The sequence below is a fragment of the Brachybacterium rhamnosum genome, from assembly GCF_039526185.1.
Taxonomy (GTDB): Bacteria; Actinomycetota; Actinomycetes; order Actinomycetales; family Dermabacteraceae; genus Brachybacterium; species Brachybacterium rhamnosum.
The window spans coordinates 1,108,268-1,119,471 of record NZ_BAAAIS010000002.1; the positions used below are offsets into that span (position 1 = coordinate 1,108,268).

Below are 11,204 nucleotides of genomic sequence, written 5' to 3' on the forward strand. Positions count from 1 at the left end.
CCACGTGCCCAGTAGAGGACAGCGATGCCCGAGGAGACCTCCCCGCGATCGACGTCCCGACGACCCCTCCTGCTGGCGGGACTGGGCCTCCTGATCGTGCTCGCCGTGATCGTGGCGATCGTGATGATCCGAGGTGCCGGGGATGACGTCCCGACGGATCCTGCGCCGACGACCTCAGACCCCACCCTGCCGCCGTTCCCTGAGGCGCCCGCCTCGGTCTCCGGCCACGCGAGGCTCACCGTCCCGGAGGAGCCCCGCTTCGCGGAGGGCACCTTCTGGGCGCGCGCCGGCCAGGAGTACCTCGTCACCGTCGACGTCACGAGCGAGAAGCCGGAGGGCAGCGGCGGCAACGCCATGTACCTCGGCGTCACCCTCAGCTGCTCACCGCAGGCAGGCGGGCCCGGGATCACCGCGGGCGGGACCCAGAACATGCTCACGGGGGAGGAGACGACCTACCGCAACCAGGGCCTCGTCACCGTCGCGGAGGACGGCCCCGTGGACTGCAGCATCAAGCTCTCCGCCCCGTACGACGACGTCGCCTCCGCGGGCACCACCTTCGACGTGGACGGCACCTGGCGCGCCACGGCCGCCGGGGCGGACGCCCGGCAGGCCTCCACGGACGGCCTGCCCCGCACGGTGGATCCGGGGCCGGCCCAGGCGGTGCTGAGCACTGAGGCGCCGGTGGAGGCGGGCGCGGACCTCCGCGCTCTCACCTCCCTGCACCTGACCACCTGCACGATCGTCAACGGCTCCCGGGAGGACGGTCGCGCGTGGTGCGACGAGGCGGACCTCGACGAGGCCGGCAGCACTGTGCAGCTCACGGCGACGGCGCAGCTGCTCGATTCAAGCGGCGAGGTGTGTCAGGAGCTCGACGCGGCGACGACGAAGCCGGACCACATCGACGAGTACCGCCACCACCGGCTGATCCCCGTGAAGCTCGAGGTCACCGTGCCGCAGCAGCCCTGTGGGACGACGGTGCGGGTGAGCGTCGCCGTGACGAACGACGGCCCGGCGCCGCTCGTCGTGCACCGTTCGAACTCCTCGCTCGTCGTCGCGGCGTGATCCGGCGCGGCCCCGCTCACCGCCCGTACGCCCGCGCGGGGATCTGGGTGGCGAGCTTGCCGCCGGAGACGTCCACGAGGGTGCCGGTGATGTAGCCCGCCTGGTCGCTCGCGAGGAAGATCAGCAGGTCGGCGACGTCGTCGGCCGATTCCCAGCGTCGCAGGGACAGGGTGTCCAGGAGGCGGTCCTGCGCCTCGGGCGGCATCTCGGCGAAGCCGTTCATGGCGGTGGGGACCATGCCGGGGGCGTAGGCGTTGACGGTGACGTCGTACGGGCCGAGCTCCGAGGCGAGCACGCGGGTCAGCTGCACCACGGCGGCCTTCGACGCCGCGTAGGCGGCGCTGCCCACGCTCGGCACGATCGCGGCGAACGAGGCGGCGTTGATGATGCGGCCGCGTCGGGCGGTCTTCATGACCTCCGCGACGGCCTGGCTCATGAGGAACACGCCGCCCACGTTGACGTCGAAGCAGGCGCGCCAGCGGTCCCAGTCGAGCTCGGCGACGGGGCCGTCGACGTTGATGCCGGCGTTGTTGATCAGCACGTCGATGGTGCCGTGGCGCTCGACGATCGTGCCGACGGCGGCCTGCACGGATTCCGGCGACGTGACGTCCACGGTGAGGTTCTCGATGCGCGCGGCACCCGTCGCCTCGTCGGTGGGCTCCGCGCCGGGGTCGGGCTCGGGGAAGGCGAGGTCGAGGGCGACGACGTGGGCGCCCTCGGCGGCGAAGCGCCCGGCGATCACGGCGCCGATCCCGCGGGCCGCGCCCGTCACCACCACGACCCGGTCCCGCAGATCCAGCTTCATCGCTCCACCCTCCGTCGGCCTGCCGGAGCGCCCTGGTGGCCGCCCCGCGAAAAAGCATACTATTGGCCGCGTGATGACGAGCAGCCCCGCCCCCGAGTCCGACGCCGCACCCGCCGCACACTCCGTCGGCGATACCCCCGCCCGCGTGCTCTGGGTGACCGGCGGCGGCAGCGGCATGGGCGCCGCGGCCGCGATCGCCGCGGCCCGCAGCGGCTGGACCGTCGCGGTCTCGGGCCGCCGCGAGGAGAAGCTCGCCGGCGTCGTCTCCGCGATCGAGGCGGCCGGCGGCCGCGCGATCGCCCTCCCGCTCGACGTCACCGATACCGCCGCCGTGGCCCGCGCCGCGGAGGAGGTCGTGGAGCGCTGCGGCCGCCTCGACGGCGTGGTGCTCGCCGCCGGGCTCAACACGCCCCGCCGCCGCTGGGAGGACCAGGACCTCGGCGAGGTCGAGGCCGTGCTCACCACGAACCTCGGCGCCGTCACGAGCGCGCTGCACGCGGCCCTGCCGCACCTGCGCGCCGCGGGCGCCGGGATCGCGGTGGTCATCTCCTCCTACGCCGGCTGGTCCTTCCAGCCCGGCGCGGGCGTCGCCTACTCCGCGAGCAAGACGGCGCTCGGCTCCCTCGTGCGCACGCTGAACCAGCAGGAGGCCCGCCACGGCGTGCGCGCCTGCCACCTGTGCCCGGGCGACGTCGCCACCGACTTCCTCGAGCAGCGCCCCGAGGTCCCTGGCGCCGCCGCCCGCGCCGTCATGCTCACCCCGGAGGACGTGACCGCCTCCGTGCTCCACGTGCTCGACGCCCCCGCCCACGTGCGCGTGGACGAGCTCGTGATCTCGCCCGTCTCCCAGGCATGAGCACCGCCTTCGCCCGCGCCCTCGACCAGCTGGGCGCGGCGATCGCCCGCGGCGACCTGCCCACCGGCCACGCGGACACGGTGGACGGCTTCGTCACCCGCACCGGCGCCTCCCGCAGCGTGGTGCGCGAGGTGACGCGCGTGCTCACCGCGCTCGGCATGCTCAGCGCCGGCCGGCGCGTGGGCCTGCGCGTGCTCGGCCAGGAGCACTGGGAGCTGCTGGACCCGCACGTCATCCGCTGGCGGCTCGACGGGCCGGACCGCGCCGTCCAGGTGGACGAGCTGCGCGCCCTGCGCCGCGCGGTGGAGCCGGAGGCCGCGGCCGCCGCCGCACGCGCCGTCGGCCGCGACGGGGAGGAGCCCGCCGCAGGCGCCGTCGGCCACCGCGACGAGGAGCGGGTCGCGGCGCTCGCCGGCGCCGCGGAGGCGATGACGGCGGCGGCCGCGGCCGATGATGCAGGCGGCTTCCTCGCCGCGGACCGCGCCCTCCACGCCGCCGTGCTCGCCCTCTCCGGCAACGGCATGTTCGTGCGCCTGGGCGGCGTGATCGAGGAGGCCCTGCGCAGCCGCGCCCTCCACGAGCGGGCGGACCTCCCGCCCGATCCCCACGACCTCGCCCTGCACCGCGAGGTCGCCCGCGCGATCATCGCGGGGCAGGAGGCGCAGGCCCGGGACGCCCTGGCTGAGATCGTGGACCGCACGGAGCGGCCCGCGGGGACGGACCCGGCAACTAGGCTGTGACCAGACGGTCGATCCCGACCGATGCCGACTTCCGGGGAGGACGCCCGTGCCCACTGCGCTCGTGATCGAGGACGATGACGACATCCGTCGGCTCCTGGAGGTGGTGCTCCAGCAGGAGGGCTTCACCGTGCGCGCCGCCGCGAACGGGGCCGACGGGATCGCGGCGCTGGAGGCGGAGCCCCCGGACCTCGCCCTGGTCGACGTGGGCCTGCCGGACATGGAGGGCTACGAGGTGGTGCGCCGCTCCCGTGCGGCGACCACCGGCCGCATCGTCATGCTCAGCGCCCGCACCCAGGACGCGGACATCCGAACAGGCCTGGAGGCCGGGGCTGACGCGTACCTCACCAAGCCGTTTCGCCCCCAGCAGCTGCGCACGGACCTCCGCCGGATCCTCGAGGGCGGCGACCCCGCCTAGCCCACGCCCGATCACCGGCGCCGCACGGGCACCATCCGCGTCTCGGTGACGGTCTCCGGCGCCACCGTGTGCGCCGTGCTCTGCAGCGCACGGCGCACCGAGATCTCCTGACGGACCACGTCCACGCTGTCCCGGCCGATCGCCGTGACCACGGGCACGAGCGCGCGCGCCGCCTCCATGTCGCGGTCGACGAGGGCCGCCTCCAGCTGCGCGGCGGCGCGCTCCAGACGTTCGGCGCCCACCATCGCGGAGGACACCTTGATCGAGCCGATCGCGTCCCGCGCGGGAGCCAGGACCTCCGCCGCCACGGCGCGCTCGAGCCGCGACTGCCGGGTCGGCCACATGATCGCCCAGCCCGAGACGAAGTCCATCCCGAGGTCCGAGCGGCCCTCGAGCTCGTCGACGAGATCCTCGATCCGGGAGGGGAGGATCAGCGCGAGCGCCTGCAGCTCCGGGCTCAGCTCGACCGGTGCGAGCACCCGGCCATCGGCGTTACGCTGCGTCTTCGCCCACCCCGTCCGCCCGGTCACGGCCCGCCACGCCGCGCGCGCGTAGTAGACGTACGTCAGGTACACGTACACGAGGTTCAGCAGGCCCAGGCCCACCGCCGCCGGGATCGAGACCTCGGCGCCGCTCACCCGTCGGTAGACGAGCCCCCACACCGCGTAGGGCAGGATCAGGAAGAGCAGCGCCGCGCCGAGGACGAGCAGCGGGTCCAGCCCCCGCCAGAAGTCCGCTCCGTGCTGGGCGACACCCACGGCGAGCAGCAGCGGCACCAGCACCAGGTTCAGCATCATCACCAGCGGCTGCAGCATGAAGTAGTGGATCTCCAGCAACCCGGCCGCGCTCAGCTCCCGGCTCTTCCGCAGCGCGGGCAGCGCCGAGGCGCACTCCATGTTGCCCTGCGCCCAGCGGGTGCGCTGCCGGATGAGCCGGCGCGTGTACGGGAGCGCCTCCTGGGAGACGTGCGCATCCCGCACATAGTGGTTCCTCATCCCCATCGCGAGGATGTTCAGGCCCAGCTCGTAGTCCTCGCAGAGCTTCTTGCCCCACGGCCGCCCCTGCTCCTCGGCGATGGTGTCCAGGACCGTGAGCCGGGTGAACTGTCCGTTGCCCCCCATGCCGACGGTCCCCGTGCGCACGCGCAGCACCTGCATCGCCGAGTTGGTCGTGCGGAACTCCAGGTCCTGCATGCGCACGAGCATCCGGCCCACGAGGTTTAGCAGCCGCCCGTCCTCGGGGCGCGGGCGGCGGTCCCCGCGGTTCTTCATCCACACCTCGAGCTGGACCGCACCGATCTCGTCGTCGCCGAAGGATTCGGGTCCGGCGAGCAGCGTCAGCGTGTTGTCGGAGAGGAAGCCGTCGGCGTCCAGCACGCCCACGATCGTCCGGTGACGGTCCGTGGGGGAGTCGCCGACGTGCTCGGAGACGATCCGGTAGGCGGCATTCAGGGCGTCGCCCTTGCCCGTGCGCGCCTCGGGCGCGACCCGGGAGATGAGATGGACCTTCGGGTCGAACACCATCAGATCGCGGACCACCGCGGCGGTGGAGTCCTCACTCGCGTCGTCGATGACCCACACGTGGGCGCCCGGGAAGGAGGTGCGGGCGGCGGAGACGGTCTCCGCGATGACGTTCTCCTCGTCGCGGCACGGCACCAGCAGGTGCCAGGAGAGCGCGTCCGGGTCACCGGCCGTGCTGCGGGGTGCGCGGATCTCGCGCAGGAAGGTCATGAGCAGCAAGGACACGTAGGTCAGAGCGCAGGCGGCGACGACCGTCAGCAGCAGGACGGCGACGTCCTTCCACAGCATGGTGCCGAACCGCGTGAACGCCCCGGACATGCCGAACACGAAGACGGCGAGAAGGCCGTACGCCGACGCCAGCACGATGATCAGAGCAGACCTCACGGGGGGATCCCTTCCGCCGAGAGGGCCCTGTGCCCTCGCGCGATGGTAGCCCAGAGCGGGCCGCCGTGCGTTCGGTGCAGGCCGGGGGTTGCGCGATCGGGGCGCTCTCCTAGAGTCGACGGACATCGAACCGGAAGGAAGGCCCTGTCATGAACGAGCAGAACGCTGACCAGAAGAGCGCCCTCATCATCGCGACGTCCTACGGGGTGGAGGCGGATGAGCTCCTCGCCCCGCAGCGGTACCTCGAAGGCGCCGGATACGCCGTCACGGTCGCGACCCCCGACGGGGAGGACATCCGGACTCTCGTCTCGGACAAGGACCCCGGGCCCACCGTCCCTGCGACCTCGACCCTCGCGGACGTCGACGTGGAAGGGCACGCGGTGCTCGTCGTCCCCGGCGGCACCCTCAACGCGGATTCCCTCCGACTCGACGCCGACGCGCTCCGCCTCGTGAAGGGCTTCGCCGAGGCGGGGACCCCGATCGCCGCGATCTGCCATGGGCCCTGGCTCGCCGTCGAGGCCGACCTCGTCGAAGGGCGGACCCTCACCTCCTACGCCTCCCTCCGCACCGACATCTCCAACGCGGGCGGCAGCTGGGTGGACGAGCCGGTCGCGGTGGATGACACGGGGTCCTTCACCCTCATCACCTCACGCACGCCGGAGGACCTCGAGCAGTTCACCGCTGCGATCGGGGAGCACCTCGCCTGAACCGTTCTGCGTGTCCGGTGCATGCGCGCGACGCGCATCCCGCCCCGGGTCGAGGTGGCTCAGGCCGAGGCGCTCCCGCCCGACGTGGAGGGAGCGGATGCGCGAGGAGCGTCGAGGTCCTCGCCGATCGGAAGCCTGATCGTGAAGGTGGACCCCGATCCCGGGCTCGACACCACGCTGATCTGGCCGCCGTGGGCCCGGACGATGCGGAGCGTGAGGGCCAGGCCGATCCCGTGGCCCGGGATGTCGCTCTCCAGCGCGGTCCGGGTGCGGTAGTAGTCGGTGAACAGATCCGTCTGCTCCTGATCCGACATGCCGATCCCCGTGTCCGTCACGGCCAGCTCGACGCTGCTCTCGGCGAAGCACGTGTGCACGCGCACGGTCCCGCCGCGCGGGGTGTACTTCAGTGCGTTCGACACCAGGTTCCCGATGGCCTGCCTCATCCGAGAGGCATCGATCGGCTGCAGCGGCGTCTCCACGAGGTCCTGCTCGATGGTCAGCCCGAGCTCACCGGCGCGGAGGGCGACGGACTCGACCGTCTCGCGCAGGAGATCCGAGATGCGGGTCGGGCGCAGGGTGAGGGCGTCGGTGCCGGATCTCGAGGCCTGGTCCCGCAGCAGCTCCTCGACGATCGAGAGCAGCTGCTCGGCGTTGCGGTGCGCGACGTCGAGGAAGGATCCGGTCTCGCGGGGCAGGTCGGGGTCGTCCCGGGCGATCTCCAGGTAGCCGAGCACCGACGTGAGCGGCGTGCGCAGCTCGTGGGAGACGGTGGCGACGAACTGCTCCTGCTTTCGTGCGGACTCGATGTACTGCGTGACATCAGTGAACACCACCACGGCGCCGTCCCGCTCCCCGTGGGCGTCGATGATCTGCCGCGCGGAGGTCGAGTAGGCGGCGCTCCCGGGCCCCGCCGGCCCCACGGAGATCACGTAGTTGCTGAAGGACTCCTGCTGCACCGCGCGACGCACCGGCCTGCGGTCAGGGTGGATGGGTCGGGTCGTCCCCGGGTAGTGCAGCAGCAGCTGCGACTCGTCCGGGTCACCGGGACCGGGCGGTGAGGCGCTCCTGTGGATGGTCCGCTGCGTGCGGTTCATCAGAAGATCGTGCCCGTCCCGATCGACCACCACGATGCCCGTGTCGACGCTGTCGATGATGTTCTCGAGACGCCGCTTCCACATGTCGGCCGCGTCGAGCAGAGCCTCCTTCTCCGCGAGAGCGGTGGTGACCCGCTCGGTCTGTCGATCGTGCACCGCCAGCCCGCCGGTGACGAGGAGCCCCACCTGCAGCACCGTGAACGGGAGCAGCGCCGCCTGGGCGAGGGTGACGGAATCGAGGGGGTGCGCGCGGAGAAGCGTCGGCACCGTGAACGCCGCCGCCACGCTCACGGTCGCGAGGACGGCTCCGCGGGTCCTCAGGCGAGCGGCGAGCCAGAGCGCCGGGATGAGCGCGAGGAGCGAGGTGGCCGTCGCGATCTCCCGCATGAGGTCGCGCACCAGACCGATCGCCGCGATGTCGAGCAGCGGGACGATCGCGAGGCCGAGGGGAGAGACCCGGTCCCACGGCACGACGTAGGCGAGGAGGGTCGCAACCAGCAGCAGCCCGAGCGCTGCGAGATAGGCCGGCGCCAGGACCAGCGACGCCCCGGAGATCGCCACGACGACGGTGAACGTCAGGAAGAAGGCGAGGAAGTAGATCTGCTTCTCCGCAGTGCCGGAGGCTGGGGACACCACCTTCGCGAGCTGACGGGACAGCGAAGCGGCGACGTCCACGGCCACATCCTTCTCCGGGGCCTCCGACGACTGGGGGGCAGAGGAGCAAGGCCCCCGCTGTGCTCCACCGACTGCAGTCTGGTGCCGTCAGACGGGTCTGGCAAGCCGGCGCTGCCACCGTGATCGCGCACCGCCAGCCACCGTCTCCCCGGCTCAGGAGCGGAACCGCTCCACGTACCGCGCGAAGTCCCAGGCCTCGTGGGTCGCGTCCCCGTCCAGGAACTGGATCGCCGCCTCCCGGCCCTCCGCGTAAAGCGCCTCCCGCTGCTCGTCGGAGAGGTCGAACTCGGTGGGCTTCACGGCGGAGGTGTCGATGAAGATCGTGCGCGCCACCGCGTGCGAGGACTCGATGTGCATCCGGTCGTAGAAGCCCGTGACGGTGCCCGCCACGGCCTTCGCGTAGCTCAGCGGCCCGCGGATCCGGTGCACGGGCCCCGCCGCCTCGGTGGGCCGCTCGGAGAGCTTCACGCCGAAGGTGGGCCAGCGCGGCGCGCGGCCGCCGGGACGGTCGAACACCTCGACAGGGAAGTTCGAGAGCAGCCCGCCGTCCACGAGCCACGCCGCCCGGCCGAGCGCATCGGTGAAGCGGGCGGGGCGGAATACGAACGGGATCGAGGCCGAGGCCCGCACCGCCTGCGCCACGTCCATCGCCCCGGGCTCCTGGCCGTAGGCGGCGGCATCCTCCGGCAGGAAGCGCAGGCGCCCCGCGGAGAGGTCCGAGGCGGTCACCGTGAGCCGGGTGGCGGGGCCGGCGATCTCCTCGCCGTCCGGATCGGCATAGGCGAGATCCGCGAACGTGCGCACCGGTGACGGGGCGTGCGCCTCGAGCTGCTCCCGCGTCCAGGACTCGAGCCGCTTCCCGGGGTGCACGCCGTTGCGCAGCGCGATCGCGAGCGCCATCCCCGGCAGGGTCCGGGTCCACCAGCCGCCGTCCTGGAAGGCGCGGTAGTCGGTGCCGCGCAGGATCTCCACGAGCCTCCTCGCCGGCACCCCGGCCGCCGCGAGCGCCCCGGCCATCGCCCCGGCGGAGGATCCCGCCACCCGGTTCACGGTGTATCCGCGCTCGGCGAGCACCTCGAGGGCGCCCGCGATCGCGATGCCCTTCACCCCGCCGCCCTCGAGCACGAGGTCCACGCGGCGGGACGGATCGGCGGGCGGGGGATCAGCGGGGAGCATCGGCGGGGGAGGGGTCATCGCCCCACCGTAGGGGCGGGCGCCCACGCCCCGACGGGCCGTGTCAGCGGGCGGCGCCCCGCAGCTGCGCCGCCGCGCCCGAGGTCGCCGTCGGCGTCCCCGCGTCCTTCCGGGACGCGGCGCCGTCCCGCTCCGCGCCGTGGGAGATCCGCTGCCCCGGGTGCAGCCTGTTCTGCGCGATCTCCTGGCAGGTCAGCGTCGTCAGCCCCGCCTCCCGGATCCAGGCGAGCACGCTCGGCACCGCCGCGACGGACTGCTCGTGGATCTCGTGCATGAGGATGATCGAGCCGCGGTGCGCGCTGTCCTGCACGGCGGCGAGGGTCTTCGCGGCGTCGCGGGTCTTCCAGTCCAGCGTGTCCACGTCCCAGAGCACCACGCCCTCGCCGAGGGCCCCGGCGGCGCGGTCCGTGGTGCGGTTCCGGGCGCCGAAGGGCGGTCGCATGATCGAGGGCGCCCGCCCGATCGCCTGCTCGAGCGCGGTCGCCGGCTTGTCCACCTCGTCGCCCAGGGCGGAGCCCTGCAGCTTCGAGAGCTCCTGGTGGGACCAGGAGTGGCTGCCGACCTCGTGCCCCGCCGCCGCGGTCGCCGCGACGAGCGCGGGGGAGCCCTGCGCGCTGCGGCCGATCATGAAGAAGGTCGCCGCCGCGCGCTCCGCGAGCAGGTGCTCGCGCAGGGTCGCGTTGAGCGTCGGGCTGGGGCCGTCGTCGAAGGTCAGCGCGATCGCCCGCAGCAGCCGCGCATCCGGGGCGGTCACGGGGGAGGGCCGCTCGCCCTCAGGCGCGAGCGGGGCGAGCTGGGTGCGCGGCCCGCGGGCGGCCGCCGCCCGGGCCGCTCCGCCCGTGCCCGGGTGCTCGGTCGTCGTCACGGAGCCGCCGGGGTCGGGGACGGTGACGGCCTCGGGGTCGTGGCCGGAGGGCTCCGCGATCGCCGCGCGCACGGCGAGGCCGTCCTCGGCCAGCAGCGCGCCCGCCTGTTCCTCGGGCACGGTGAGCAGCAGCTCGCGGGCGTCGTCCCCGCGGCCCACCGTCGGCAGGAGCACGTCGAGGGTGCCGTCGGCCCGCGGCAGCAGGGCGGGACCGTTGCCCCACGGCCGCGGCTGCTCCTGCAGCAGCGCCGTCACCTCCTCGACGTCCACGCCCCGCTCCTGCCCCGCGAGCTCGCGGACGGCGCTCACGAACGCCGGCCACTGCTCGGCATCCACGAGACCGGGGGAGGTGAAGGCGCGGTCGCCCTCGGCCCGGTACCACAGCAGCGCCGAGGAGACCCCCTCCTCCTCGTGCACGTCCAGCAGCACCCCGAGCGCCTGCGGGGAGCTCGCGATGATCCGCCCGGTGACCTGCAGCGTCGCCGCCTCCCCGCGCACGGCGCGCTCGCGCAGCAGCTTCGCGACGCTCACGCCGATCGCCGCGTCGAGGCCGGGCGCGGTGGGCAGGTGCGGGATCTCCACGGTGGCCGGCGCGAGCGCCGGGAGCTTCTGCATCGCCGCCTGCGGGACGTGCGCGGCGCGGTCCGGGAGGTCGGTGAGCGGGCCGTGCGCACGGTGCCCGCGATCCCGCCCGTGACCCGCGGGCCCCTGCGGGCCGCTCGGATGCAGGAGGGCGACGCCGCCCACGCCCAGGCCCCCCAGCCCGAGCGCCGCGATCCCGCCGGCGAGGAATCGGCGGCGCCGCAGCTCCGCCCGGCCGAGGTGACGGTGGCGGGTGCGCCCCTCGTGGTCCTGCCGCATCAGTCGATCTGCCCTCTCCGCATGGA

The 11,204-nt window shown here is 73.6% G+C and carries 10 protein-coding genes; 5 read left to right on the forward strand and 5 right to left on the reverse strand.

The features are described from left to right. The first annotated feature begins 24 nt into the window (after positions 1 to 24). Positions 25 to 1,062 carry a hypothetical protein gene (locus ABD080_RS06830; protein ID WP_343904164.1) on the forward strand — a complete coding sequence of 346 codons (1,038 nt, stop codon included), beginning with the start codon at positions 25 to 27 and terminating at the stop codon, positions 1,060 to 1,062. A gap of 16 nt (positions 1,063 to 1,078) precedes the next feature. Here the strand turns inward: ABD080_RS06830 and ABD080_RS06835 are convergent, their stop codons facing one another. After that, a complete protein-coding gene (locus ABD080_RS06835; protein ID WP_343904165.1) occupies positions 1,079 to 1,867 on the reverse strand; it encodes an SDR family NAD(P)-dependent oxidoreductase in 789 nt (262 codons plus the stop codon). A 73-nt stretch (positions 1,868 to 1,940) separates the two neighbouring features. On the opposite strand from ABD080_RS06835, the gene ABD080_RS06840 reads away from it, so the two are divergent. From ABD080_RS06840 to ABD080_RS06850, 3 genes are read left to right on the forward strand one after another with little or no spacing between them, the layout of a single operon-like run. Next, the gene (locus ABD080_RS06840) at positions 1,941 to 2,723 is read left to right on the forward strand and encodes an SDR family oxidoreductase (RefSeq protein WP_343904166.1); all 783 of its coding nucleotides are present in this window, start codon (positions 1,941 to 1,943) and stop codon (positions 2,721 to 2,723) included. Next, entirely contained in the window at positions 2,720 to 3,463 is a 744-nt protein-coding gene (locus tag ABD080_RS06845) for a FadR/GntR family transcriptional regulator (RefSeq protein WP_343904167.1), read from the forward strand. The genes ABD080_RS06840 and ABD080_RS06845 overlap by 4 nt, the downstream gene beginning before the upstream one ends. A gap of 46 nt (positions 3,464 to 3,509) precedes the next feature. Further along, entirely contained in the window at positions 3,510 to 3,878 is a 369-nt protein-coding gene (locus tag ABD080_RS06850; protein WP_343904168.1) for a response regulator transcription factor, read from the forward strand. 11 nt (positions 3,879 to 3,889) lie between these two features. Here ABD080_RS06850 and ABD080_RS06855 read toward each other — a convergent pair whose 3' ends face one another. Further along, positions 3,890 to 5,782, reverse strand: coding sequence for an XrtP-associated glycosyltransferase (locus tag ABD080_RS06855; RefSeq protein WP_343904169.1), 1,893 nt, complete (start codon positions 5,780 to 5,782; stop codon positions 3,890 to 3,892). Positions 5,783 to 5,931: 149 nt separating this feature from the next. Here ABD080_RS06855 and ABD080_RS06860 point away from each other — a divergent pair, with 149 nt between their 5' ends. Further along, a complete protein-coding gene (locus ABD080_RS06860) occupies positions 5,932 to 6,489 on the forward strand; it encodes a DJ-1/PfpI family protein (protein ID WP_343904170.1) in 558 nt (185 codons plus the stop codon). Between the two features lie 59 nt (positions 6,490 to 6,548). On the opposite strand, the gene ABD080_RS06865 is transcribed toward ABD080_RS06860, so the two are convergent. From ABD080_RS06865 to ABD080_RS06875, 3 genes are all read right to left on the reverse strand, one after another. Further along, positions 6,549 to 8,258 (reverse strand): sensor histidine kinase, encoded by a 1,710-nt coding sequence (locus ABD080_RS06865; RefSeq protein ID WP_343904171.1) that lies wholly within the window; start codon positions 8,256 to 8,258, stop codon positions 6,549 to 6,551. A gap of 153 nt (positions 8,259 to 8,411) precedes the next feature. Further along, complete coding sequence (locus ABD080_RS06870) at positions 8,412 to 9,452, reverse strand: patatin-like phospholipase family protein (RefSeq protein ID WP_343904172.1); 1,041 nt, start codon at positions 9,450 to 9,452, stop codon at positions 8,412 to 8,414. A 43-nt stretch (positions 9,453 to 9,495) separates the two neighbouring features. Continuing rightward, positions 9,496 to 11,178 carry a polysaccharide deacetylase family protein gene (locus ABD080_RS06875; protein WP_343904173.1) on the reverse strand — a complete coding sequence of 561 codons (1,683 nt, stop codon included), beginning with the start codon at positions 11,176 to 11,178 and terminating at the stop codon, positions 9,496 to 9,498. Positions 11,179 to 11,204 lie beyond the last annotated feature (26 nt).